Origin of the sequence: Pseudaminobacter soli (ex Li et al. 2025), from assembly GCF_029892515.1 — a bacterium.
GTDB lineage: Bacteria > Pseudomonadota > Alphaproteobacteria > Rhizobiales > Rhizobiaceae > Pseudaminobacter > Pseudaminobacter soli_A.
This window is the reverse complement of sequence record NZ_JARXVF010000001.1, coordinates 677,241-700,474: the sequence shown is the minus strand read 5'-3', so window position 1 is coordinate 700,474 and position 23,234 is coordinate 677,241. Positions and strand designations below refer to the sequence as shown.

The following is a 23,234-nucleotide window of genomic DNA, read 5'->3' as shown; positions in this document are numbered from 1 at the left end:
CGGCTATCAAGTCGGCCGCAATCGCAAGTTTCGAGGTCAATACTCCATGTCGAATCCGGTTCTGGTCGAAGTCCTGCGCGGCGATATCGTTGAGAGCAGGCATCGCGGCGCGATCGCGGTTTTCGATGCGGACGGCAAGGCCGTTCTGGAAATCGGCGATACGCAGCGGCCGACCTTTCCGCGCTCGGCGGTGAAGTCGATCCAGGCGCTGCCGCTGGTGGAAACCGGCGCTGCGGATGCCTATGGCTTCGGCAACAAGGAACTGGCGCTGTCCTGCGCCTCGCATGATGGCGAGGCCGGGCATGTGGAACTCGCCAGCGCCATGCTGGCCAAGGCTGGGCTGGATGAGCAGGCGCTGGAGTGCGGAACGCACTGGCCGTCGTGCCAGCAGGCGACCATCGACCTGGCGCGCAGCGGCGGCACGGCAAATGCCCTGCATAACAATTGCTCGGGCAAGCATTCGGGCTTTTTGTGCGCCTGCTGCCATGCCGGCATCGAGCACCGCGGCTATGTAAACGCCGGACACCAGTATCAGCAGATGCTGTGCGAAGCGCTTGAGAACGTCACGGGTGCGGCGCACAACGCTGACAATCGCGCCATCGATGGCTGTTCGATCCCGACCTATGCGGTGCCACTGCGCAACCTCGCGCATGGCTTTGCTCGGATGGCGACTGGTGTTGGGCTCGGAGAAGAACGCGCCAAGGCGGCCCGGCGTCTGTTTGCTGCCTGCATGGCCGAACCGTTTTATGTGGGAGGCACTGAGAGCTTCGACACCCTTCTGATGCGCAGCGCGGCCGGCCGGCTGTTCGTCAAGGTCGGTGCGGAAGGGGTGTACTGCGCGGCGGTGCCCGAACTCGGCCTCGGCATCGCACTGAAATGCGATGAGGGCGCTTTCCGCGCGGCGGAAGTGATGGTCGCAGCGGTCATGGCGAAGCTTTTGGCCGGCGACGAGGCGCTGACCGAGAAACTGCGCGAGTTCATAAATCCGGTCCTGACCAACCGAAACGGCATGGTGGTCGGGGGTTTGCGGCCTACGGCAGCGCTGGCCTAGTGCATTTTCTCGGCCGCCAAAGCTGCGGCTCGGTTGCCGCAGCAAGCATGCCGGCGGTTGCGTGCTCTCACCACCTATTGGAGAGCTTGTGCGAAGTATTGCCAAAGCATAAGCTCTCATGATGAGCAGAGCTTTTACCCGCGAAGAAGACAGTGAGAAAGCGATCGCAGACATTGGCGAACGGCCGGTCAGCGAACACCGCAACCTCGTGACCGAGCATGGCCTGGCCATGATCGACGCCAATCTCGCCGCGCTGCGCGAGGATCTGGCGGAGGCAGAGCGCGAGGGCAATCGCGAACGCATCGCCCTGGTTTCGCGAGACCTTCGCTATTGGGCGTCCCGCCGCGAGACAGCGGAACTGTCAGTTCCCGAACCCGACAGTGACGTGGTTCGCTTCGGCATGACGGTGACGATCGAGGACGAGGACGGCCAGTCCAAGACCTGGAAGATCGTCGGCGAGGACGAGGCGGAGCCCGCCAAGGGGACCATCTCGCATGTGTCGCCCATGGCGGTGGCGTTGTTCGGCAAGGGCGTGAGGGATACCGCCACCGTCAACGGCAAGGAATGGGAAATCACCGAGATGAAGGTGGGCTGATCCCGAGGGATCAGCTGGATATCGGTTGCGTGTAGTCGCGAAAGAAGGCTGCCACGCCGACTTCGTCAATTTCGCCGGCGGCCACCATCACTACAAGCTGTATAATGTCTTCTTGCTCAGCCTCGAGGCTGAGGCCATTGAAATAGAGAAAAAGGTCGGCCGCGGCAAAGCCCGTCCGCTTGTTGCCATCCACGAAGGGGTGGTTTTTGACGATCCCGAACAGATAGGCGGCTGCAAGTTCGCACAGATCAGGCTCGCCATAGGCCTCCTTCTCCAGAGATCGTGCAAGAGCCGATTCCAGCATTCCTTCATCGCGAATACCAGCGGCACCACCGTGAAGACGCAATTGTTCCGCGTGCATCGCCTCAACGAATTCCCGCGAGTGGAATTCGGTCATTTGGCGAGTGCCCGGTAGGCAACCTCGTATTTCTTCATTCGCTCACGTGCGATTTTCATCTTGCGCTCGAATTCCTCAGGCGCGTCAGAGGCGGGCCGAAGTTTCAGGTCGTTCCCTTCCTCGATCAGCACGAGCGTGTCGCCGGCACGAAGGTTGTGCCGGTCGAGCACTTCCTTGGGCAGGATCACGCCCTCGGAATTTCCGATCTTTCGCACCACGACATTCATCGCTGCCTCCGTCATTGTTATAACGGAAGATATAACACTCGCGGCACCCTGCTACAAGCAGAGGCCTAGTTCGGCTGGATCAGCCTCTCCAGCAGCCGCTCCGCAGCTTCTGGAATGACCGTGCCGGGTGGGAAAATTTCGGTGGCCCCTGAGCTGAGCACGGCGTCATAGTCCTGCGGCGGGATCACGCCGCCGGCGACGATCATGATGTCCTGGCGGCCGAGCCGTTTCAGCGCGTCGCGCAGTTCGGGGATCAGCGTCAGATGGCCCGCTGCCAGCGACGACGCTCCGACGATGTTGACATCGTTTTCGGCCGCGAGCTTGGCGATCTCTTCGGGCGTCTGGAACATGGCGCCCACGGTCACGTCGAAGCCGAGATCGGCAAAGGCGGTGGCAATCACCTTCTGGCCGCGGTCGTGGCCGTCCTGGCCCATCTTGGCGACCAGGATGCGCGGCTTCGAACCGGTCTTTTTCTCGAAAGCTTCGACCAGCTTCTGCACGCGGTCGGCAGTCGGGTTCTCACCCATCTCGGCGCGGTAGACGCCGGAGATGGTCTGCACGGTCGCAACGTGGCGGCCGAAAGCCTTTTCGAGCGCAGACGAGATTTCGCCGACGGTCGCCTTGGCGCGCGCAGCGCGGATCGCAAATTCGAGAAGGTTGTCATTACCCTGCGCGGCCTTGGTCAACGCGTCCAACGCGCTTTCGACCGCGGCAACGTCGCGCGTACCCTTGAGCTCCTGCAGTTTGGCGAGCTGGCGGGCGCGCACCTCGGCGTTGTCGACCTTGAGTACGTCGACCTCGATGTCCTGCTCGGGGCGGAAGGCGTTGACGCCGACAAGGGCTTGCTCGCCGGTGTCGATGCGTGCCTGGGTGCGGGCGGCGGCTTCCTCGATGCGCAGTTTTGGAATGCCCCGCTCGGTCGCGGCTGCCATGCCGCCAAGGCTCTCGACCTCCTCGATATGCGCAAGCGCGCGCATGGCTAGATCGTACGTCAGCCGTTCGACATAGGTCGAGCCGCCCCACGGGTCGATGATACGGGTCGTGCCCGACTCCTTCTGGAGGATCAGCTGGGTGTTGCGGGCGATGCGAGCCGAATGGTCGGTCGGTAGCGCCAGCGCTTCGTCGAAGGAATTGGTGTGCAGCGACTGGGTATGTCCCTGTGTCGCCGCCATCGCCTCGATCATGGTGCGCATGATGTTGTTGTAGGGATCCTGCGCGGTGAGCGACCAGCCAGACGTCTGGCAATGGGTGCGCAGGGACAGCGAGCGCTGGTCCTTCGGCGAAAAATTCTTCTGCATCAGGCTCGCCCAGAGCAGGCGGGCGGCGCGCATCTTGGCGACTTCCATGAAGAAGTTCATGCCGATGGCCCAGAAGAACGACAGGCGGGGCGCGAACTTGTCGATGTCGAGGCCGGCGGCCACGCCGGCGCGGGCATATTCGATGCCGTCGGCAATGGTGTAGGCCAGCTCCAGGTCCGCCGTCGCCCCCGCTTCCTGCATGTGGTAGCCGGAAATGGAGATCGAGTTGAACTTCGGCATGTGGTGCGAAGTGTAGGAAAAGATGTCGGAAATGATCCGCATCGAGGGTTTTGGCGGATAGATATAGGTGTTGCGCACCATGAACTCTTTCAGAATGTCGTTCTGAATGGTTCCGGCGAGATCCTTCTGCGCAACGCCCTGTTCTTCCGCCGCCACGATGTAGAGCGCCATGATGGGCAGCACCGCGCCGTTCATGGTCATCGATACGGTCATCTGGTCGAGCGGGATGCCGTCGAACAGCTGCCGCATGTCCAGGATGGAATCGATCGCCACGCCGGCCATGCCGACGTCGCCGGCCACGCGCGGATGGTCGCTGTCATAGCCGCGATGGGTGGCGAGATCGAAGGCGACCGAAAGGCCCTTTTGGCCGGCAGCCAGATTGCGTCTGTAGAAGGCGTTGGACTCTTCAGCGGTCGAGAAGCCCGCATATTGCCGGATCGTCCAGGGCTGCTGGACATACATGGTCGGGTAGGGGCCGCGGATATAGGGCGCGATGCCGGGATAGCTGTCGAGATAAGGCAGGTCGGAGAGGTCATGTGGGCTGTAGCGATGCTTGACCGCAATGCCCTCCGGCGTGTGCCAGATCTCCGCCTCGGTGCCAGCCTGCTCGGGGCACGGATCGGACCAGCCGAGCTTGGAAAAGTCGGGAATCATGCTCAGGCTCCGATCAGTTCATCAAGCCGTGCGGCGGGCAGGTGCTGGCAGAAAACCGTGCCGTCGGCCGGTGCGGGGCGGCGCGGGGCGGCAAGCGTCTCGACTGGCCGCTCGGCGGCCAAGGGATAAACGGTCGTTCCGACCAGCGCGCGTTTGCCTTCGCGGTATTCGGCCACGCGGCGATCGCGCGCCTCGAAGACGCGCTTCTGGACATTGCCCTTGGCGAGGCTGTGCAGCAGGCCGCCTTCCGTCTCGATGAGCTGGAATTCGGTCCAGGCAGCCTCGCAAAGCTCGGCGGTGAGGGCTTCGACGCCGCCCGAACCGGAAGCCGGGTCGGCGACGAAACCAAGATGGCTTTCGCGAGCCATGATCAGCTGTGTGTTGCGGGCGACGCGCCGCGCAAAGGCATCGGGCAGGCCATGTGCAATCGTGTGCGGCAGGATAGACACCGAATCCGCCCCACCGACCGCTGCGGCGAAGCTTGCCAGCGTCGTGCGCAGGATGTTGGTCTCGGGATCCTTCAGCGTCATCATCCGGTAGGACGTCTCGGCGTGGATCGTTGCCGGGCTGGGCTGGATGGAGCAGCTTTGCTGGACACGGGCCCAGAGCTTTCTTAGCGCCCTGATCTTGGCCATTGAAAAGAACTGGTCCTGGTCGACGCTGAGCGAGAAGCCGATATGCGGTGCTGCATAGACCAGCGCCTGCCGAGCGTCCTCGAACAGGCGCAGATGCGCAACAGCCGAGGCCAGCATCACGCCCAGTTCCTGCGCTTCGGTGGCGCCGGCATTGTGCAGCACGCGGCCATCCGCCTCCAGCAGTACGCCGGGCACGCCAAGCGCGAAGAAATGCGCCAGCGATTGCGGCATCGAGGCCTGCAGCGCCTCGATCGACATGCGCAGCCGCCCGGTGCCGGCAAAGATGGCCGCCGGATCGATGCCGAAGGACAGGTTGAGCCTTGATGGATCGACGCGGCGCTTGGCGAGGATGGCCACCAGCCAGTCCGCCATGGCGCGGCTCGAGGGGTGCACGTCGACGCGCAGATAGGTGCGGTTGAGGGCTACGCCTTCGAGAACCGTTTCGAGCACTTCTGCCGAGGAGGGGAGGCCGTAGCCGAAGGAATTGGGAGCCCCCTCGAACACCAGCGCAAGACCGGTCGCGCCTTGCTCGATCTCATGCAGCGCCTGGGCATTGGCGCGAACGGGATCGGTGTCGTCGATGCGCTGGGCTATGATCCAGGGCGTGTCGGGATTCTTCCTGGCCAGGAACTCGGCGGTCTTCGGCCGATCGTAGAGCGGCTCGATGCGCAACCCGTCGTCGGTGTGCGAAACCAGAGTTTCCTCGAAAGACGCGCCAGCCAACGCTTTCTGCGCCAGGGCCAGCCACCGGTCCCGATCGCTTGGGGGAAATTTGACATCGCTGAAAACGTTTCGCGCGTCCATCCTGGCTCCTCTAACCTGACCGATCCAGACAAGCTGAACTTACGGTCGCCGCCTCCCTGCCGCAATGCAACATAGGTTGGGCACGGCGACAAAATATGACACGGAAATGCACGCCATTGCATGACCATGACATTCCATCTTTGGATTGCCAAACCAACCGAGCGACTGCAACCCTCAAACGGTGAAATCGTTCGATCGCCGTTGTCGCGCTGTGCTCGCGCAACTATACCATTCAAATGGCTTTGGGCTGCGCAGCGCTTCCCTGGTCGACTGTGGAATCCGGAGATAGAGAAAATATGGCACAGGAAGACAGACTTTTCATCGGTGCCAGTCGCAAGCCAAACGACAGCTATCAACGGCGCGAAGATCTGCTCCTGAAATACGGCAATCGCCACGGGCTGATCACCGGCGCGACCGGCACTGGCAAGACGGTGACGCTGCAGGTCCTGGCCGAGGGCTTTTCAGAGGCCGGCGTTCCGGTGTTTTGCGCCGACGTGAAGGGTGATCTGTCGGGAATCGCCTTGCCGGGCGAGCCGAAGGACTTTTTGCTCAAGCGCGCCGAGGCGGTGAAGCTGGAGCCATACGAGTTCCGCGAGACGCCGACGATCTTCTGGGACCTGTTCGGCGAGCAGGGGCACCCGATCCGGGCCACGATCAGCGAGATGGGGCCGCTCTTGCTGTCACGTCTGATGAACCTCACCAACGCGCAGGAAGGCGTGCTGAACATCGCTTTCCGGATCGCCGATGAGGAAGGGCTGCTTCTGCTCGACCTGAAGGACCTTCAGTCGATGCTGGCCAATATGGCCACGCGCGCCGACGAACTTTCGGCACGCTACGGCAATGTCAACAAGGCCTCGGTGGGAGCTATCCAGCGCTCGCTTCTGGTGCTGGAACAGCAGGGCGGCGCCAACTTCTTCGGCGAGCCGGCGCTGCGGATTCCGGATATCATGCGCACGGCTCGGGACGGGCGTGGCATGGTCAACGTGCTCGCCGCCGACAAGCTGATGACCAATCCGCGGCTTTATTCGACCTTCCTGCTCTGGCTGATGTCCGAGTTGTTCGAGCAGTTGCCGGAGGTCGGCGACCCCGACAAGCCGCGTCTCGTCTTCTTCTTCGACGAGGCCCATCTGCTGTTCAACGAGGCACCGAAGGCCCTGCTCGAGCGTATCGAGCAGGTCGTGCGACTGATCCGCTCGAAAGGCGTGGGCGTCTATTTCGTCACGCAAAATCCGCTCGACGTGCCCGAAACGGTGCTGGCTCAGCTGGGCAACCGTATCCAGCACGCGCTGCGCGCCTATACGCCGCGCGAGACCAGTGCGGTGAAGACGGCCGCCGATACGTTCCGGCCCAATCCCGATTTCAATACGTTCCAGGCCATCACCAACCTCGCCACCGGCGAGGCTCTGGTCTCCACGCTCGAGGAAAAGGGCATCCCGTCGATGGTGCAGCGGACGCTGATTCGCCCGCCATCCTCGCGCATCGGTCCGCTGACGCCCGAGGAACGGCGGCGCGTGATGGATGCGAGCCCGGTTGCCGGCCAGTACGAGCAGATGATCGATCGCGAATCGGCGTTCGAAATTCTGCAGAAGCGGGCCGGTCAGTCGGCTCAGGGCAGCGCGCCGTCAAATGGCGGCGGGTGGACGCTGCCGGACTTCGGCAACAACCGCAACGGCGATCAGCGTACGAGCCAGCCGCGCCCGTCGAACCGACAGACGGTGACGGAAGCTGCGGTGAAGTCGGTGGTGAGGTCGGTGGGATCGACCCTCGGCCGCGAACTCGTGCGCGGCATTCTCGGCATTCTCAGGAAGTAGAAACAAAAATCGCGGCGCCGGTTGCCCGGGCCGCGATCTGTTATTCCTCATCCCTGTATCGGGATCGCGAGGCGTGGCTCAGACCACGCCGCCGCCAACGCTGCCCGTCACTACGATCGGCGTCTTGTTGGGGACGCGATCGTAGAGATCGATGATGTCCTGGTTCATCAGGCGCACGCAGCCCGAGGAAACGGACTTGCCGATCGAGAACCACTCCGGCGAGCCGTGCAGGCGATAGAGCGTGTCCTGGCCATCCTTGAAGATATAAAGGGCGCGCGCACCGAGCGGGTTCATGAGGCCCGGCTGCATGCCGCCATTGGCCGCGCTGTACTTCTGCAGTTCCGGCTGGCGGCCGATCATTTCATCCGGCGGCGTCCAGGTCGGCCACTTGCGTTTCCACTGGATGACGGCGCGGCCCGACCATTCAAAGCCGGCACGGCCGAGGCCGACGCCGTAGCGCATAGCCTCGCCACCCTCGCGCACGAGATAGAGGAAGTGGTTGGTGGTATCGACCACGATGGTGCCCGGGCGCTCGCCAGTCGGGTCCTGCACGACCTGACGCAGGAAGCGCTTGTTCATCTTCTTGATCGGAATAGCGGGCAGCTGGAACCCTTCATCTTCCAGCGGGCCATACATCATGGCGTAGTCGCCGAAGGCCGGGTCGACGCTGGCCTGGGGCGCGTAACCTACTGGCCCGCCGCCCTCGACATAGTTGGACCGCGAGACTGTACTGCAGGCGGAAACTGCAAAAGAAGCGGCACTGACGGCTGCCGCCCCCAGAAATTTGCGACGGCTAAGCCGGGGGGAAAAAATCGAGTCGGTCATGGATGCCCTTCTAATTCCGAATGCCGAATTGAATAACTAACGACATTGCAAAAAACCGTGAACGCTCCGCGAGCGGCGCGTTGTCCCTCCCTCATAAGATTGGGCGCGATAGATGGTTCCGAATCTGGCGTCAGGGTGATGAAAGAAAGGCAATGGTGTGACCGCCAAGTCACTGTGATATTTGGGTCACTTTTTGTGGACCAGGGGTCAGGCTAGTCCCGCTCGTCGGTCAGCAGGCCGTTGAGCGAAGGCAGGATCAATCCCGGCTGCAGGTCGCGATATTCGTCCGGCTGGTTGGTCCGGTTGATCCAGACGGTGCGAAAGCCGAATCGCGTGGCCCCGGCAACGTCCCAGCGGTTGGACGACTGGAACGACACTGCGTGCGGATAGAGCCGCCAGCCGGTCGTGACCATGTCGTAGACTTCGGGGGCGGATTTGAAACGGCGAACGGCGTCGACCGAGAAGATGTCGTCGAGAACCTGGTCGAGGGCGGCCGATTTGACGGCTGCCTCCAGCATCGCCGGCGAGCCGTTGGAGAGGATGGCAAGCCGTGCTCCACTGTCCTTCAGCGACTTGAGGACAGCGGGAACCTCCGGGTAGCAGTCGAGATGCCAATAGGCGTCGAGCAGTTCCTGGCGCAGGTTGCGGTCGGCGGAAGGCACTTTGAGGAAGGCGAAATCCAGCGCCTGCTCGGTCAGTTGCCAGAAGTCGACATAAGATCCCATGAGCGAGCGCACCCAGGAATATTCGAGCTGCTTTGCCCGCCAGATGTCAGACAAAAGCTGCCCGTCCGGGCCGATTGCGGCGGCATGCCGCCGGACCGCCGCATGCACGTCGAACAAGGTACCGTAGGCGTCGAAGACAAAGGCGGTGTGGTGCATGGGACCTCTCGTCCGCCATCAAGGCGCAAACGCAACGCAAACCACCTTATTGCGCACAACCGCTGGCATCAACATTTCCGGCGGGCGGCCGGTTGACGGGGGCGACCAAAGCGTCTTCCATGCCGGCTCCAAGGGTCAGAAGACGGATAATCCCATGTCACTTGCAGCTGCAGCGCAGACCAAAACCTGGACCTATGTCGACGGCGATTGGTACGAAGGCAACGTTGCCGTCATCGGGCCGCGCAGCCATGCCATGTGGCTCGGCACCACGGTTTTCGACGGTGGCCGCTGGTTCGAGGGCGTGGCTCCCGACCTCGAACTGCATTCGGCGCGGGTCAACAGGTCGGCGACGGCGCTCGGCCTCGAACCGACCATGACCGCCGATGAGATCATCGGGCTCAGCTGGGACGGCTTGAAAAAGTTCGACGGCAACACGGCAGTCTACGTCCGTCCGATGTATTGGGCCGAGCATGGCGGCTACATGGGCGTGCCGGCCGACCCGGCCTCGACGCGATTCTGCCTGTGCCTCTACGAGTCGCCGATGCAGCCGCCGTCCGGCTTTTCGATCACGGTCTCGCCCTTCCGCCGTCCGACCATCGAAACCATGCCCACCAATGCCAAGGCGGGCTGCCTCTACCCGAACAATGCGCGCGCCATTCTCGAGGCCCGCAAGCGCGGCTTCGACAATGCGCTGGTGCTCGACATGCTGGGCAATGTTGCCGAGACCGGCTCGTCCAATATCTTCCTGGTCAAGGACGGGCATGTGTTCACCCCGGCGGCCAACGGGACGTTCCTTGCCGGCATCACCCGCTCGCGTACCATTTCGCTGCTCGCCGACTACGGCTTCCGCACCACCGAGAAGGTACTGACCGTCAGCGATTTCATGGAGGCCGACGAGATTTTCTCGACCGGCAACCACTCGAAGGTCATTCCGGTGACCAGGATCGAGGGCAGGGAACTGCAGCCAGGTCCGGTCGCCCGGAAGGCGAGGGAGCTCTATTGGGAGTGGGCGCATTCCACGCCGGCGGTGTGAGCATTTTATTGTCGAAATGCCCCAGGTGACGGCAGGAAACAGGCTGCCACTTTTCGTGATGATGCTCTAGAAGGAGCGGACGACGACCGGGGGTTGTTCGGGAACGATTTAAACATATTTGTGTCCGGTACGACGCGACCGGCGATTGCCAACGAGGGAGTATGACCGATGGCTTTTGAACTGCCCGCCTTGCCCTATGACTACGAAGCGCTTCAGCCCTTCATGTCGAAGGAAACGCTCGAATACCACCACGACAAGCACCACAAGGCCTATGTCGACAACGGCAACAAGCTTGCTGCCGAAGCCGGCATGGAAAACCTGTCGCTCGAGGAAGTGGTCAAGCAGTCCTTCGGCAAGAACGCAGGCCTCTTCAACAACGCTGCCCAGCACTACAACCACGTCCATTTCTGGAAGTGGATGAAGAAGGGCGGCGGCGGCAACAAGCTGCCGGCTGCGCTGCAGAAGGCCTTCGACAGCGATCTCGGTGGCTACGACAAGTTCAAGGCCGATTTCATCAACGCCGGCGTCACGCAGTTCGGTTCGGGCTGGGCTTGGGTGTCGGTGAAGAACGGCAAGCTTGAAATCTCCAAGACGCCGAACGGCGAGAACCCGCTGGTTCACGGCGCGACCCCGATCCTGGGCGTCGACGTGTGGGAGCACTCCTACTACATCGACTACCGCAACATGCGCCCGAAGTACCTCGAGGCCTTCGTCGACAACCTCATCAACTGGGACCACGTCCTGGAACTCTACGAAAAGGCCTAAGCCTTCTCGATAGGAAAAACCCCGGCCTGGCCGGGGTTTTTTGTTTTCGGCAGAGGGTGTCGCCGATAACGAAACCGTGAAGAGCATGTCAGGACGTTTTCGTCCAACTTCCGCCTTCCAGGCAGCTGATTTGCAACTCGGAGGTTATTTGATGAGACGACTGATACTTGCCATCTCTGCTGTAGCACTTGCCGCGACGGCAGCTCTTGCGGACCCGATTTCTGAGCGCCAGGCGATCATGAAGTCGAACGGCAAGACCCTGAAGAGCATTTCCGCAATTGCCAAGGGTGAGCAACCCTTCGATGCCGACAAGGTGCTGGTTGCCCTGAAGGCGCTGAACGACGATGCCCAGAAGTTCGACGTTCAGAAGCTGTTTCCGGACGGAAGCCAGACCGGCGGCGACACGACCGCTTCGCCGAAGATCTGGGAGGACACGGCCGGTTTCCAGAAGGCCGTGGACAAGTTCAAGGCCGACACCGCTTCGGCCGTCTCTGCCTCGCCCGCCGATCTGGACCAGTTCAAGATCGAGTTCGGCAAGGTGGCGAAGAACTGTGGTTCATGCCACGAGGCTTTCCGCATTAAGAAGGGGTGACACTGCCCGATGGGTGTCGTTGCCAGACTCGCCGTTGGTGCGGTTGCGCTGTGCGCTCTCGGGGGTGCCACGTTCTGGTACCTGACCGCGCCGGTGCGGCTCGACCCGATCCGGCTGGCCGGGTTGGGGACGGGTGACGCCGCCAAGGGCGAGCGCATCTTCTGGGCAGGGGGCTGCGCCTCCTGCCACGCCCGGCCGAAGGCGGAGGGTGACGCCAAGCTGGAATTGGCCGGCGGCGTCGAACTGAAGACGGCCTTCGGCACCTTTGTGGCCCCGAACATCTCGCAGGATCCGAAGGATGGCATCGGCGGCTGGTCGGAGGAGGATTTTGCCAACGCCGTCATGAAAGGCGTCTCGCCTTCGGGCGAGCATCTCTACCCTGCCTTTCCCTACACCTCCTATGCGCGCATGAAGGTAGGCGATGTGGCCGATCTCTACGCCTACGTGAAGACGCTGCCGGCCGTGACCGGCAAGGCCCCTGACCACTCGCTGCATTTCCCCTTCAACATGCGGCGGGGGCTGGGCCTTTGGAAACTGCTCTATCTCGACGACGATCCGGTCGTGACCTTCCCCGAGACCGCGCAGGAACCAGTGCTGCTTGGCCGCTATCTCGCCGAGGGGGCCGGCCATTGCGGCGAGTGCCACACGCCGCGTCAATTCACCGGCGGCACGGACGACGGCAAATGGCTGGCGGGCGCCGCTGCGGCGGAAGGCGACGGCATCGTCCCGAACATCACCTCGGGGCAGGGCGGCATCGCCGCGTGGTCCGAGGCCGACATCTCCAACTATCTCGAAACCGGCTTCACCCCGGACTTCGATTCGGTCGGCGGCACGATGGTAGAGGTCCAGAAGAACATGGCCAGGCTGACGCCCGAGGATCGCGCCGCGATCGCCGCCTATCTGAAGGCGATACCGGCGCACGCGAACGGCTACCCGCCGCGCAAGGCAAAGCCTGGGACCTAGAGCCCGGTCCCGAAAAGTTGCAGACTTTTCGGGTAAAATCATGAATCAAAAACAAAGCCTTGGAGCGAGAATCTCACTCCAAGACCCGTAAGTTTTGCGACGGTCAGGGTTTGGCCGGTTCGACCGATACCTTCCCGGTGACCTTCAGCGCAAAGGCGTAGATGTAGGCAATCTCCTCGAGCCGCGAGAAGCGGCCGGAGGCGCCCGCGTGGCCGGCATCCATGTTGATCCGGAACAGCACCGGATTGGAGTCGGTCTTCAGCTTGCGCAGGCGCGCGACCCATTTGGCCGGTTCCCAATAGGTGACGCGCGGATCGGTGAGGCCTGCAACTGCCAGGATCGGCGGATAGTGCATCGCCTCGACATTGTCGTAGGGCGAATAGGCCGAAATCGTCTTGTAGTCGGCTTCCGAGGCGATCGGATTGCCCCATTCGGGCCATTCCGGCGGCGTCAGCGGCAGGGTGTCGTCGAGCATGGTCGTCAACACGTCGACGAAGGGAACTTCGGCGATGATGCCGCCGAAGGCTTCGGGCGCCATGTTGGCGATCGCGCCCATCAGCATGCCGCCGGCCGAGCCACCCTCGGCGACGATGCGGTCGTGCGAGGTGTAGCGCTCCGCCACCAGATGCCGGGCCGCGGCGATGAAGTCGTGGAACGTGTTGGTCTTCTTTTCCCGCTTGCCGTCTTCGTACCAGGCATAGCCCTTGTCCTTGCCGCCGCGGACATGAGCGATGGCATATACGAAGCCGCGATCGGCCAGCGAAAGGCAGTTGGTGTTGAACGAGGCAGGAATGGTGATGCCGTAGGAGCCGTAGCCGTAGAGAAGGCAGGGCGCGGAACCGTCGAGCGGCGTGTCGCGGTGGTAGATCAGCGAGATCGGCACCAGTTCGCCGTCATGCGCCGGCGCCATCAGGCGACGGGTGACGTAGTTTTCGGGGTTGTGGCCCGAAGGCACTTCCTGCGTCTTCAGCAGCACCCGCTCGCGCGTGCGCAGATTGTAGTCGAAGAGCTGGCTGGGCGTCGTCATCGAGGAATAGGAGAAGCGGATGACGTCGGTGTCGTATTCATAGGAGCCGGAAAGGCCGAGCGAATACGCTTCCTCCTCGAAGGCGATCATGTGCTCTTCGCCGCTGTTGCGGTCGCGAATGACGATGCGGGGAAGGCCGTCCTTGCGCTCCAGCCTGACCATGAAGTCCTTGAAGCCGAGCACAGAAAGGATCAGGCGGCCGGGCTCGTGAGGAACCAGGTCCTTCCAATTGGCGCGGACCGGGTCGGAAACCGGCGCCGTCATGATCTTGAAATCGGTGGCGCCGTCGGCATTGGTCAGGATGAAGAAGATGTCGCCGCCTTCCTCGAGGTCGTATTGCAGGCCCGTCTGCCGCTGTGCCACGAGCAGCGGCTTGGCCATCGGGTCGGCCATGCTGAGCAGGTGGTATTCCGATGTTTCGTGGTCGTTGATGCCGATGAAGATCCAGTCCTTGCGGCGCGAGCCGGCGACATTCATGAAGAAGCCGGGATCGGTTTCCTCGTGGATGAGACGGTCCTCGGCGGGATCGGTGCCAAGCGCGTGGAAGAATATCTTCGAGGGGCGATGGTTCTGGTCGAGACGGGTGTAGAAAAAGCCGTCATTGCCGGCATTCCATACGCCACCGCCGCCGGTGTCCTCGATCTGGTCCACAAGATCCTTGCCGGTGGTCAGATCGCGAACATGCAGAGTGAAAAACTCGGAGCCCTTGTCGTCGAATGCCCAGAGCAGGCGGTCATGGTCTGAGGAGTGATCGAGCCCGCCGATGCGGAAATAGGCCTTGCCTTCGGCTTCCAGGTCGCCGTCGAGGATGATTTCCTCCGGCCCGCCGTCGCGCGGGGTGCGGAAATAGCGCGGCTGCTCGCCGCCCTTCTTGAATGAGGAGCCGTAGGCGTAGGGGCCGTCCTTCATCGGCACGGAGGAGTCGTCCTCCTTGATGCGCCCCTTCATCTCCTGGAACAGCGCCTTCTGCAGCTCGACCGTGTCGGCCATCAAGGCGGTCTGATAGATGTTCTCTGCGTTCAGATGGTCGCGGATCGCCGGCTCGAGCGTCGTGGGATCGCGAAACACTTCCTGCCAGTTGTCAGCCCGCAGCCAGGCGAATTCGTCGACGCGGGTAACGCCGTGCCGCGTGTCTTCCGTCGGTCGCTCTTCGGTGGTCGGGGGCTGAATCTGGGGAAACGTACCGGTATTGGTCATTGCATCTCGCTCGGATTGAACTGTCGACCGTCGAATGAACACGGCGACGCAGTCGGGTTCAAGAGTTGTTTGTCCTATGGCTGCCGGAAATAGGTGCTTCAGGAAATAGGCCGAACCGCGGCGCTGTCGATGGCGCCAATAGCGGCCAAGTTTTGACAATGTCATGTGCGAGCAGTCGCTGCGACACTGAGGAACTGTGGATAGGCCTGTAAAGACTTGCCGATAAGGCTTGGCCTGCTTATTCCAATATCCTTATATCCTGCCGACATGTGACGAGGTTGCTCGCATCGGCCCGTAGAGTGGAAACGGGGGACCGGCCGCTGACATTTTTTGCGCTGATACTGCCGTTTCTGGCTGCCGCTGCGGCCCCCATCTTGACGCGCATATTGAAGCACAATGCAGCGTGGGTCCTTGCGCTCGCACCACTTTGGATATTCTCGCACTTTTGCGGAATGCTGGGCGCCATTGCCGGCGGCGGCACGGTGACCGGCGGCTTCGACTGGATTCCGAGCCTCGGCGTTCGCTTCTCCTGGTACATGGACGGGCTTTCGCTGACTTTCGCGCTGCTGATCTCCGGTATCGGCACGCTGATCGTGCTCTATTCGGGCGGCTATCTGAAGGGGCACGAACATCAGGGGCGCTTCTTCTCATTCATCCTGATGTTCATGGGCGCGATGCAGGGGTTGGTCGTTTCCGACTCCTTCCTGATGCTTTTCGTCTTCTGGGAACTGACCTCGATCACTTCCTTCCTGCTGATCGGCTTCGACCACCGTCGCGAGGCGGCACGTCGGGCGGCGCTGCAGGCCCTGGTGGTAACCGGGCTGGGCGGCCTTTCGCTGCTGGCGGGCCTGCTGGTCGTCTGGTCGGTCACGGGACAGAATGCGCTGTCGACGCTGCTCGCGTCAGGCAATGTCCTGCGGGAAAGCCCGCTTTACCTTCTTGCGCTGGTGCTGATGCTGGGCGGCGCCTTCACGAAGTCGGCGCAGTTTCCGTTCCACTTCTGGCTGCCAAATGCCATGGAGGCGCCGACGCCCGTGTCGGCCTATCTGCACTCTGCCACCATGGTGAAGGCCGGCGTCTATCTGGTGATGCGGCTTAACCCGGTGATGGGCGACACCATCGCCTGGGAAACGATCCTGCCGCTGTTCGGCGGCACGACCCTCTTTGTCGGCACGCTGCTGGCAGTTCGCCAGACCGATCTCAAGCTGATGCTGGCCTATACGACTGTCGGTTCGCTCGGCCTTCTGGTGATGCTTACGGGCTTTGGCTCCGAGGTCGCGGTCGAGGCGGCGGTGCTCTATCTGATTGCGCATTCCATGTTCAAGGGCGCGCTGTTCATGGTGGCGGGGCTGGTCGACCATGAAACCGGCACACGCCACATTTCCTCGCTCAGCGGCCTGCGCGGGGCGATGCCGATAACCTTCACTGCCGGTCTCTTGGCTGCGCTTTCGATGGGCGGCGTGCCGCTGTTCTTCGGCTTCCTCGCCAAGGAAGAAATCTATGCTGCGCTGGCGGTCGGCGGCGGCTGGGCAACGCTGGCATTGCTGGTGGCGCTGATCGGAAATGTGCTGATGTTCGCGATAGGCTTCACCGTCGGGCTGAAGCCGTTCATCGGGCCGATGGGCAATGCGCCGAAGAAGGCGCATGAAGGCCCGGTTCTGCTCTGGCTCGGTCCGCTGGTTCTTGCATTGTCCGGTTTTGCGGCGGCGCTCTATTCGCCGCTCGTGCATCACCTGTTTTCGAGCCCGATGGCGCGCGCGGTCGCCGGCCTATCCTTGACGGTCGACATCTCGACCCTGCCGCATATCGGCGTGCCGCTGTTCCTGTCGGTGCTGACGATCGTGCTGGGCATCTGGGCCTACAGGAGCCAGGCGAAATTGCGCGCAGGGATGGTTTCGCTGCTTGCGGCTATCGGCTGGGGGCCGGACCGTGGCTTCGACCAGGCCATGCGCGGTCTCGTTCGTCTCGCTGTTCGCGTGACGCGGATCGTCCAGAACGGCAAGCTCGATTTCTATCTGACGGTCGTCTTCATCGCCGTGGCGCTGGCGCTTCTTGTGCCGATGATCATGTTCGGCGAGCTGCCGTCCATGCCGGCCTGGCCTGACCTGCGCTTCTACGAACTCACCGTCATGGCAATTGCCGTGATCGGCCTTGGTGCCGTGGTCTATGCGAAGGACCGCCTGACCGCCATCGTCTCGCTCGGCATCCAGGGCTTTGCGGTGGCGCTTCTGTTCATGCTTCTGGGCGCGCCGGACCTGTCATTCACCCAGTTCATGGTCGAGACGCTGTCCGTGGTCATCCTTGCGCTGGTCATGACGCGCCTCAGGCTGGCGGTGACGGAGCGTCGTCCCCTGGGGCAGAAGGCGCTCGACATCATCGTGTCGACTGCATGCGGCGTGGCCTTCGCGCTACTGCTGCTCAAGGTGACCCAACTGCCGTTCGACGCTACGCTGAGCAGCTTCTTCGAGGCCCACTCGAAGGCGATCGCGCACGGCCGCAACATCGTCAACGTGATCATCGTCGACTTCCGCGGGCTCGACACGCTGGGCGAAATCTCCGTGGTCATGATCGCCGGTCTGTCGATCCTGGCGCTGATCCGCGTTCGCACAAAGGGCCACGAAAAGGTCAAAACGACCCGCCAGGAGCAGGCGCCATGCGAACACTGATCTTTCGCACAGCCGCGCCTTACCTCAGCAGCCTGATGCTGCTGTTCTCGGTTTTCGTGCTGCTGCGCGGTCACAACGAACCGGGCGGCGGCTTCATCGGCGGGCTCATTGCCGCGTCGGCATTTGCCATCCTCGGCATCGCCTATGGTGCGCCGGCGGTGCGCCGCGCGATGTTCTTCCACCCGATGGCGATCTCCGGTTTCGGCCTTTTCCTGTCGGCGCTTTCGGGGCTGCTGTCCTACGCCTTCCGTGTGCCCTTCCTCACCGGGCTCTGGACTTCGGTGCACATCCTTGGGGTCGAGGTCGACTTTTCGACGGTGATGTTCTTCGACATCGGCGTCTATCTGGTTGTTGTCGGATCGATCACCTCGATCGCGCTTGCGCTCGAGGAAAGGGAGGACGGCTGATGGAACCCGCATTCGCAGTTCTCGTCGGGCTGTTCTTTGCCGTCTCGATCTATCTGATGCTGTCCAAGCATGTGATCCGTATCCTGCTTGGCGTCGCGATCTTCGGTAATGCCGTGAACCTCCTGATCTTCACGTCGGGCAGGGTGATGCGCGAGGTGGCGGCCATCATTCCCGAGGGTGCAACCACTCTGACCGGGCCGGTCGCCAACCCATTGCCGCAGGCGCTGATCCTGACGGCGATCGTCATCTCCTTCTCGTTCTTCGCCTTCCTGCTGGTGCTGGCCTATCGCGCCTATCAGGAACTGGGCACCGATGACACCGACGGCATGCGCGTTGCCGAACCGGAAGGCGAGCCCCTTCCGCCGATAGGGTACTGACGATGGCGGGCGAAAGTGCAAAGGCGGTCGACGTGGCCGGCGCGATGATCATCGGGCCGGTGCCTGCCGTTGATTGGCTGATCGTGGCGCCTGTGCTGATCCCGCTGATCTTCGGCGCGCTGCTCCTGATGTTCCGCCACGAAATGCGCTGGCACGGCATCGTTGCCCTGATCGGACTGGCCGCGCTGGTCGGTGCAGATGCCGCGTTGCTGTCGCGGGTCCTGGAGCACGGGCCGCTGTCGATGACCATGGGCAGCTGGCTGCCGCCTTTCGGTATCTCCTTTACGGCTGATGCGTTGGGGGCGACCTTCGCGCTGACTGCCGGCATCGTCGCCTTTGTCTGCGCGATCTTCGCCCTCCGCGACATCGATGTTTCCGGCCGGCGCTACGGGTTCTACCCATTCCTGATGCTGATGATGACGGGTGTCAGCGGTGCCTTCCTGACCGGCGACATCTTCAATCTCTACGTCTGGTTCGAGGTGTTCGTCATCTCGTCCTTCGGCCTGCTGGTGCTTGGGTCGGAGCGCGCGCAGATCGATGGCGCCACCAAATATGCGATCCTCAATCTCGTCGGGACGACGCTGTTCCTGATTGCGACGGCCTATCTCTATGGCACCTTCGGCACGCTCAACATGGCCGATATCGCTCGCAAGGCGCCGACCATGAGCGAAGCCGCGCCGCTGATGACGCTGGCGACGCTCTATCTGCTGGCGTTCGGTATGAAGGCGGCGGCATTTCCGGTGAATTTCTGGCTGCCGGCTTCCTACCACACGCCACGCATCGTTGCGGCCGCACTGTTCGGCGGCCTGCTGACCAAGATCGGTATCTATGCGCTGCTGCGTACACTGGTGATGCTGTTCCCGGTCGAGCGTAGCATCCTAGCCGATCTGATCGGCTGGGTTGCGGTCGCAACGATGATCCTCGGCGTGCTCGGTGCGCTGGCGCAATCGGACACGCGGCGTGTCTTCGGCTTCCTGGTGATCTCCGGCGTCGGCGTGATGATGGCCGGGCTTGCACTCGGCACTGAGACGGGGCTTTCCGGCACGATCTTCTACGCCGTGCACTCCATGCTGATCATGACGGCGCTCTACCTGCTTGCCGGGGTGATGAAGGAGATGGGCGGCAGCTTCTCACTGCATGAGCTTTCCGGCCTCTATCGTGCCTCGCCATTGTTGACTGCGATTGCGCTACTCTTGGCGCTGGCCATTGCCGGTCTGCCGCCGGCATCCGGGCTTTGGCCGAAGGTGCTGCTGGTCAAGGCGGCTGTCGATGCGAACGCCTGGTGGCTGGCGGGAGCCATCCTGCTGACCGGCTTCCTGACGACGATCGCCATGGGCCGTATCTTCCTTTTCGCGTTCTGGCGCGACGCGCCAGCAAAGGGCGTGGCGCCAGTCATCGTTCCTGCGACGACGGCCCTGCCGGCGCTTGGCCAGGGCGTGCTGGTGGTGCTGACGGTGCCCATCGTGCTTCTGGGCATATTCCCCGAGCCCGTTATCCGGGTCGCGAACATGGCGGCCGCCGGGCTGCTGAACAGCTCGGCCTATATCAACGCGGTCTTTCCGGCGGGAGGCGGCTGATGGCTCTTTCGTTGGGCATTCTGTTGCTGGCCCTGGCCTGGGCGGCGATCACCGGTTCGTTCTCGCTTCCCAACTTGCTCTTTGGGCTGCTTTTGGGCGGCATCAGCCTCTATCTCGTCCGCGACCAGGTCGGCTCTTTCCGCAGTGCGGCCCGCATCGGGCGGGTGTTTTCGCTGGCAGTCCTGTTCGTGAAGGAGTTGATCCTGTCGGCCTGGCGCGTGGCCAAGCTGGTGTTATCGTCGAAGATGGATCTCAAGCCGGGCATCTTCGCCTATCCGCTCAAGGTCGACCGCGATTTCGAGATCACGCTGCTGGCCAATCTGATCACGCTGACGCCGGGAACGCTCTCGGTCGACGTCTCTGATGACAGGCGCGTGCTTTATGTCCACGCGATCGATTGCTCCGATCCGGACGCTGCGCGGCGCGACATTGCCGATGGTTTCGAACGCAAGATCATGGAGGCGTTCCGATGATCGACGGGGAAACCTTCCTGTCCTACTGCGTGCAGGTCTCGCTGGCGGTGCTATGCCTGTCCTTCCTGCTCACGGTCTTGCGCGTGCTCAAGGGGCCCACGCTTCCCGATCGAATTCTCGGTTTGGATATGCTTGTGGCGGTCGCCATCGGCTTCATCGCCGTTCTCGGCATCCGGACGGGCTTTTCATTTTACGTCGACATCGCCATTGCACTCGGGCTGGTCGGATTTCTCGCCACCGTGGCGTTTGCGCGCTTCGTGATGAGCCGCAAGCCGGAGGATGCGTCCTTGGCGCCCGGGGCAAAGGGAGAGACGAGAAGATGACGTTGCTGCTCGACTACGTCGCCGGCATCCTTGTCGTGATCGGCGCCATGTTCACCCTGGTCGCTTCGATAGGTCTGCTGCGCCTTCCGGACCTCTACACCCGCATGCATGCGGCATCGAAGGCAGGAACCCTGGGCTCCTGCGTGGTGCTGATCGCCCTGGCTGTTCAGACCCCGGATCTCGCCATCGCCACGCGAGCACTCGCAGGAGTGGTATTCTTTCTGCTGACGGCGCCGATCTCGGCTCATCTTCTGGCCAAAGCTGCCCATGCCGCAGGCTACCGTTTGTGGGAAGAGTCCGTGATGGACGATATTGCGGACGCGCCTCGACCAGTTCACAAAACTACTCAAAGTTGATTTTTGTAAAATCCAAGACCTATTTCAATCGATCATATGCTTTGCTTGTCTGCATTCTGGGTCGATCGGTCATCGAATGGCGCAGTAGCTCAAGTTTACATATGTGAATATTGGGTCTTAACCCCAGTCATGACACTAAATGACGAAATATTTAATTGACTTAATTAGGTGTGAAGTCCATTAAGATGTGAGACGCGAATCGTAATGGGCTGTCCCTGCGTTAACTCGCGCAAAGCCCCAACTCTACAAAAAAGGGGCGCCTTTCAAACTTACACTATGGGGCCTGAAGAAAATGGACGCTATCGAAACGCCGAACAGAAATCATGAGATGCTGATCGAATTGACAGCGGATGTTGTCGCCGCTTATGTCAGCAACAATCCTGTGCCGGTCGGCGAATTGCCTAATCTCATCGCAGATGTACATGCTGCTCTTGGCCGCGTCGGCGGCACCGTCGAGCAGCCGCCGGCTGACAAGCAGAAGCCGGCCGTGAATCCGAAGCGCTCGGTTCACGACGACTATATCGTCTGCCTTGAAGACGGTAAGAAGTTCAAATCGCTGAAGCGTCATCTGATGACGCACTACAGCATGTCGCCCGACCAGTATCGCGAGAAGTGGGGTCTGGATGCCAACTACCCGATGGTGGCACCCAACTATGCTGCTGCCCGTTCTCAGCTTGCAAAGAAGATGGGCCTCGGCCGTAAGCGCAAGTCCAAATAAGAACGTCAGGACTGGTTAATAGGTTTTAACGGCGCCCTCGGGCGCCGTTTTGCATTTGGCCTTTTGGCGATCCGCCTCGCCAAATGGTTGTCGTGGGCATCGGCCAGCGCCGCCTCGCTACCGCGCAGCCTGTCCAACGCCTGCTTCAGAGCGATGTGCCGGTTGAGATCATAACTCCAGTGCCGGCGCATGCCGCGCAGACGCTCCCGTTCGATGGCCCGCTCCAGGCGCAATGCCAGCCTTGCCTTTTGTTCCGGTTCCGCGGTCAACGCGGACGAAAGATCCATCCCGCAGACGAGGTGAAGCGCCGCGGTCTGGCGGGCGTTCGCGACTTCGGCCGTCTGCTTTGTGCGGAAGGCCCTGTATTCGGCATGGATATCGTTCATCACGCAGATTCCTTCGTCGTTGCGATGAACGCACTATCGATCGGCCGCGAAACCGGGGGATGAAATTTGCTGTCCTGAAACGGTCTGGCGAGAAAAGCTCCCTTCATTCCAAAGCCTTGTTAATTCCGGCTGGGGCTTTGACATGGCAGAGCAGACGGAACGCGAGCAGGCAGAGCGGCGCATCATGCGCTTTGTGTCCGGCGGCAGGACCGAGGTCCGAGATGCGGCCTGCGCAGGCAAGCTGCTGCTGGACGGGGAAGATCGCGGCACGATTTCGGTGTCGGCGGAAGTTTTTCGGCAACTGGTCGAAAGGGGAAGCATCGTTCGCCACGGAGACGAGGTGACGCGGCGCAACGATGCTCGGCCAGCGAAAACGGTATCGCAGGAACGTGCGTCTCAGTCGGTGCAACGCGATCTCGACGTGGTGACGGTCGAGCGGGACGGGGCTGCAATCAGGGCCATCGTCAACCTCTCGGAGTCGCCGCTTGGGCAATTGATGCGGCGCAAGACCAGGGACGGCGCGCCGTTTCTGACCGAGGCGGAGTTCCGGGCAGGTGAGCGGCTGCGGGCTGACTATACGCGCGGGCAGATCATGCCCCGATTGGGCGCGAACTGGGAGGCTAGCGTGGCGTCTGGGCGAAGGGCCAGTGGCAATGGCATAGCTGAGCTGACCGACGCTGCCCTGGCCGCGCGGCTGCGCGTCGAACGGGCGATAGCCGCAGTCGGGCCGGAGCTTTCCGGCGTGCTGATCGACATTTGCTGCTTCCTCAAGGGGCTCGAACTGGTGGAAGCGGAGCGAGGCTGGCCGGTGCGTTCGGCCAAGATCGTTCTCAAGACGGCATTAGGCGCGCTCAGCCGGCACTATGAGCCTGCGCGTTCGGCCAATGTCCGCAGACCGGCGCGCATGTTGCACTGGGGCAGTGAGGATTATCGCCCGAGAATGGTTTGATGGCCGT

Annotated in this window: 23 protein-coding genes and 1 pseudogene; 16 read left to right on the top strand and 8 right to left on the bottom strand. The window is 62.1% G+C overall.

Features of this window, described 5'->3' with window-relative positions:
• Positions 1-46 precede the first annotated feature (46 nt).
• Both M2281_RS03410 and greA read left to right on the top strand, forming a co-directional pair.
• Positions 47-1,051 (top strand): asparaginase, encoded by a 1,005-nt coding sequence (locus M2281_RS03410; protein ID WP_280819690.1) that lies wholly within the window; start codon positions 47-49, stop codon positions 1,049-1,051.
• A 121-nt stretch (positions 1,052-1,172) separates the two neighbouring features.
• The gene (gene greA, locus M2281_RS03405; protein ID WP_280821096.1) at positions 1,173-1,646 is read left to right on the top strand and encodes a transcription elongation factor GreA; all 474 of its coding nucleotides are present in this window, start codon (positions 1,173-1,175) and stop codon (positions 1,644-1,646) included.
• Between the two features lie 10 nt (positions 1,647-1,656).
• On the opposite strand, the gene M2281_RS03400 is transcribed toward greA, so the two are convergent.
• From M2281_RS03400 to M2281_RS03385, 4 genes are all read right to left on the bottom strand, one after another.
• On the bottom strand, positions 1,657-2,043 hold the full coding sequence (locus M2281_RS03400) for a type II toxin-antitoxin system death-on-curing family toxin (RefSeq protein WP_280819689.1): 387 nt from the start codon (positions 2,041-2,043) through the stop codon (positions 1,657-1,659).
• On the bottom strand, positions 2,040-2,270 hold the full coding sequence (locus M2281_RS03395) for an AbrB/MazE/SpoVT family DNA-binding domain-containing protein (RefSeq protein WP_280819688.1): 231 nt from the start codon (positions 2,268-2,270) through the stop codon (positions 2,040-2,042). The genes M2281_RS03400 and M2281_RS03395 overlap by 4 nt, the downstream gene beginning before the upstream one ends.
• Before the next feature lie 65 nt (positions 2,271-2,335).
• Positions 2,336-4,462 (bottom strand): methylmalonyl-CoA mutase, encoded by a 2,127-nt coding sequence (scpA, locus tag M2281_RS03390; protein WP_280819687.1) that lies wholly within the window; start codon positions 4,460-4,462, stop codon positions 2,336-2,338.
• A gap of 2 nt (positions 4,463-4,464) precedes the next feature.
• Positions 4,465-5,901, bottom strand: coding sequence for a methylmalonyl-CoA mutase subunit beta (locus tag M2281_RS03385; protein ID WP_280819686.1), 1,437 nt, complete (start codon positions 5,899-5,901; stop codon positions 4,465-4,467).
• A gap of 296 nt (positions 5,902-6,197) precedes the next feature.
• On the opposite strand from M2281_RS03385, the gene M2281_RS03380 reads away from it, so the two are divergent.
• Positions 6,198-7,712, top strand: coding sequence for a helicase HerA-like C-terminal domain-containing protein (locus M2281_RS03380; protein ID WP_280819685.1), 1,515 nt, complete (start codon positions 6,198-6,200; stop codon positions 7,710-7,712).
• Positions 7,713-7,790: 78 nt separating this feature from the next.
• Here M2281_RS03380 and M2281_RS03375 read toward each other — a convergent pair whose 3' ends face one another.
• Both M2281_RS03375 and M2281_RS03370 read right to left on the bottom strand, forming a co-directional pair.
• Positions 7,791-8,537 (bottom strand): L,D-transpeptidase, encoded by a 747-nt coding sequence (locus tag M2281_RS03375; protein ID WP_280819684.1) that lies wholly within the window; start codon positions 8,535-8,537, stop codon positions 7,791-7,793.
• A 212-nt stretch (positions 8,538-8,749) separates the two neighbouring features.
• Positions 8,750-9,418, bottom strand: coding sequence for a haloacid dehalogenase type II (locus M2281_RS03370; protein WP_280819683.1), 669 nt, complete (start codon positions 9,416-9,418; stop codon positions 8,750-8,752).
• Positions 9,419-9,572: 154 nt separating this feature from the next.
• Here M2281_RS03370 and M2281_RS03365 point away from each other — a divergent pair, with 154 nt between their 5' ends.
• The 4 genes from M2281_RS03365 to M2281_RS03350 all read left to right on the top strand — a co-directional run bounded on the left by M2281_RS03365 (position 9,573) and on the right by M2281_RS03350 (position 12,771).
• Entirely contained in the window at positions 9,573-10,451 is an 879-nt protein-coding gene (locus M2281_RS03365; protein WP_280819682.1) for a branched-chain amino acid aminotransferase, read from the top strand.
• 168 nt (positions 10,452-10,619) lie between these two features.
• The gene (locus M2281_RS03360; protein ID WP_280819681.1) at positions 10,620-11,216 is read left to right on the top strand and encodes a superoxide dismutase; all 597 of its coding nucleotides are present in this window, start codon (positions 10,620-10,622) and stop codon (positions 11,214-11,216) included.
• Positions 11,217-11,367: 151 nt separating this feature from the next.
• Positions 11,368-11,808 (top strand): c-type cytochrome, encoded by a 441-nt coding sequence (locus M2281_RS03355; protein WP_280819680.1) that lies wholly within the window; start codon positions 11,368-11,370, stop codon positions 11,806-11,808.
• A 9-nt stretch (positions 11,809-11,817) separates the two neighbouring features.
• Positions 11,818-12,771 (top strand): cytochrome c, encoded by a 954-nt coding sequence (locus M2281_RS03350; RefSeq protein WP_280819679.1) that lies wholly within the window; start codon positions 11,818-11,820, stop codon positions 12,769-12,771.
• Positions 12,772-12,874: 103 nt separating this feature from the next.
• On the opposite strand, the gene M2281_RS03345 is transcribed toward M2281_RS03350, so the two are convergent.
• Positions 12,875-14,995: a S9 family peptidase gene (locus M2281_RS03345; protein ID WP_280819678.1), complete on the bottom strand. Its 2,121-nt coding sequence runs from the start codon at positions 14,993-14,995 to the stop codon at positions 12,875-12,877.
• Positions 14,996-15,294: 299 nt separating this feature from the next.
• Here M2281_RS03345 and M2281_RS03340 point away from each other — a divergent pair, with 299 nt between their 5' ends.
• The 8 genes from M2281_RS03340 (at position 15,295) to M2281_RS03305 (ending at position 21,892) form a co-directional block, all read left to right on the top strand.
• Positions 15,295-17,661, top strand: coding sequence for a putative monovalent cation/H+ antiporter subunit A (locus M2281_RS03340; RefSeq protein ID WP_280819677.1), 2,367 nt, complete (start codon positions 15,295-15,297; stop codon positions 17,659-17,661).
• Positions 17,649-18,068: a Na(+)/H(+) antiporter subunit B gene (locus M2281_RS03335; protein ID WP_280819676.1), complete on the top strand. Its 420-nt coding sequence runs from the start codon at positions 17,649-17,651 to the stop codon at positions 18,066-18,068. The genes M2281_RS03340 and M2281_RS03335 overlap by 13 nt, the downstream gene beginning before the upstream one ends.
• The gene (locus M2281_RS03330) at positions 18,068-18,445 is read left to right on the top strand and encodes a Na+/H+ antiporter subunit C (RefSeq protein ID WP_280819675.1); all 378 of its coding nucleotides are present in this window, start codon (positions 18,068-18,070) and stop codon (positions 18,443-18,445) included. The genes M2281_RS03335 and M2281_RS03330 overlap by 1 nt, the downstream gene beginning before the upstream one ends.
• A gap of 2 nt (positions 18,446-18,447) precedes the next feature.
• On the top strand, positions 18,448-20,022 hold the full coding sequence (locus M2281_RS03325; protein WP_280819674.1) for a Na+/H+ antiporter subunit D: 1,575 nt from the start codon (positions 18,448-18,450) through the stop codon (positions 20,020-20,022).
• Entirely contained in the window at positions 20,022-20,495 is a 474-nt protein-coding gene (locus M2281_RS03320; RefSeq protein WP_280819673.1) for a Na+/H+ antiporter subunit E, read from the top strand. The genes M2281_RS03325 and M2281_RS03320 overlap by 1 nt, the downstream gene beginning before the upstream one ends.
• Positions 20,492-20,818, top strand: coding sequence for a cation:proton antiporter (locus M2281_RS03315; protein ID WP_280819672.1), 327 nt, complete (start codon positions 20,492-20,494; stop codon positions 20,816-20,818). The genes M2281_RS03320 and M2281_RS03315 overlap by 4 nt, the downstream gene beginning before the upstream one ends.
• Positions 20,815-21,174: a monovalent cation/H(+) antiporter subunit G gene (gene mnhG, locus M2281_RS03310; protein WP_280819671.1), complete on the top strand. Its 360-nt coding sequence runs from the start codon at positions 20,815-20,817 to the stop codon at positions 21,172-21,174. The genes M2281_RS03315 and mnhG overlap by 4 nt, the downstream gene beginning before the upstream one ends.
• Positions 21,175-21,466: 292 nt before the next feature.
• Positions 21,467-21,892: a MucR family transcriptional regulator gene (locus M2281_RS03305; RefSeq protein WP_280819670.1), complete on the top strand. Its 426-nt coding sequence runs from the start codon at positions 21,467-21,469 to the stop codon at positions 21,890-21,892.
• A 119-nt stretch (positions 21,893-22,011) separates the two neighbouring features.
• On the opposite strand, the pseudogene M2281_RS03300 reads toward M2281_RS03305, so the two are convergent.
• A pseudogene (locus M2281_RS03300) lies at positions 22,012-22,278 on the bottom strand (cytoplasmic protein); the annotation flags it as partial.
• 142 nt (positions 22,279-22,420) lie between these two features.
• On the opposite strand from M2281_RS03300, the gene M2281_RS03295 reads away from it, so the two are divergent.
• On the top strand, positions 22,421-23,227 hold the full coding sequence (locus tag M2281_RS03295; protein ID WP_280819667.1) for a DUF6456 domain-containing protein: 807 nt from the start codon (positions 22,421-22,423) through the stop codon (positions 23,225-23,227).
• Positions 23,228-23,234: the final 7 nt, after the last annotated feature.

Excerpts from the sequence above, each read along its gene's own strand:
- M2281_RS03325 (WP_280819674.1), top strand. The coding sequence starts at position 18,448 with ATGGCGGGCGAAAGTGCAAAGGCGGTCGACGTGGCCGGCGCGATGATC.
- M2281_RS03305 (WP_280819670.1), top strand. The coding sequence starts at position 21,467 with ATGGACGCTATCGAAACGCCGAACAGAAATCATGAGATGCTGATCGAA.
- M2281_RS03395 (WP_280819688.1), bottom strand. The coding sequence starts at position 2,270 with ATGAATGTCGTGGTGCGAAAGATCGGAAATTCCGAGGGCGTGATCCTG.
- M2281_RS03350 (WP_280819679.1), top strand. The coding sequence starts at position 11,818 with ATGGGTGTCGTTGCCAGACTCGCCGTTGGTGCGGTTGCGCTGTGCGCT.
- M2281_RS03365 (WP_280819682.1), top strand. The coding sequence starts at position 9,573 with ATGTCACTTGCAGCTGCAGCGCAGACCAAAACCTGGACCTATGTCGAC.
- M2281_RS03335 (WP_280819676.1), top strand. The coding sequence starts at position 17,649 with ATGCGAACACTGATCTTTCGCACAGCCGCGCCTTACCTCAGCAGCCTG.
- M2281_RS03370 (WP_280819683.1), bottom strand. The coding sequence starts at position 9,418 with ATGCACCACACCGCCTTTGTCTTCGACGCCTACGGTACCTTGTTCGAC.
- M2281_RS03315 (WP_280819672.1), top strand. The coding sequence starts at position 20,492 with ATGATCGACGGGGAAACCTTCCTGTCCTACTGCGTGCAGGTCTCGCTG.
- M2281_RS03360 (WP_280819681.1), top strand. The coding sequence starts at position 10,620 with ATGGCTTTTGAACTGCCCGCCTTGCCCTATGACTACGAAGCGCTTCAG.
- M2281_RS03385 (WP_280819686.1), bottom strand. The coding sequence starts at position 5,901 with ATGGACGCGCGAAACGTTTTCAGCGATGTCAAATTTCCCCCAAGCGAT.
- M2281_RS03355 (WP_280819680.1), top strand. The coding sequence starts at position 11,368 with ATGAGACGACTGATACTTGCCATCTCTGCTGTAGCACTTGCCGCGACG.
- M2281_RS03380 (WP_280819685.1), top strand. The coding sequence starts at position 6,198 with ATGGCACAGGAAGACAGACTTTTCATCGGTGCCAGTCGCAAGCCAAAC.
- M2281_RS03410 (WP_280819690.1), top strand. The coding sequence starts at position 47 with ATGTCGAATCCGGTTCTGGTCGAAGTCCTGCGCGGCGATATCGTTGAG.
- M2281_RS03295 (WP_280819667.1), top strand. The coding sequence starts at position 22,421 with ATGGCAGAGCAGACGGAACGCGAGCAGGCAGAGCGGCGCATCATGCGC.
- M2281_RS03345 (WP_280819678.1), bottom strand. The coding sequence starts at position 14,995 with ATGACCAATACCGGTACGTTTCCCCAGATTCAGCCCCCGACCACCGAA.
- scpA (WP_280819687.1), bottom strand. The coding sequence starts at position 4,462 with ATGATTCCCGACTTTTCCAAGCTCGGCTGGTCCGATCCGTGCCCCGAG.
- greA (WP_280821096.1), top strand. The coding sequence starts at position 1,173 with ATGAGCAGAGCTTTTACCCGCGAAGAAGACAGTGAGAAAGCGATCGCA.
- M2281_RS03400 (WP_280819689.1), bottom strand. The coding sequence starts at position 2,043 with ATGACCGAATTCCACTCGCGGGAATTCGTTGAGGCGATGCACGCGGAA.
- M2281_RS03320 (WP_280819673.1), top strand. The coding sequence starts at position 20,022 with ATGGCTCTTTCGTTGGGCATTCTGTTGCTGGCCCTGGCCTGGGCGGCG.
- M2281_RS03330 (WP_280819675.1), top strand. The coding sequence starts at position 18,068 with ATGGAACCCGCATTCGCAGTTCTCGTCGGGCTGTTCTTTGCCGTCTCG.
- M2281_RS03375 (WP_280819684.1), bottom strand. The coding sequence starts at position 8,537 with ATGACCGACTCGATTTTTTCCCCCCGGCTTAGCCGTCGCAAATTTCTG.
- mnhG (WP_280819671.1), top strand. The coding sequence starts at position 20,815 with ATGACGTTGCTGCTCGACTACGTCGCCGGCATCCTTGTCGTGATCGGC.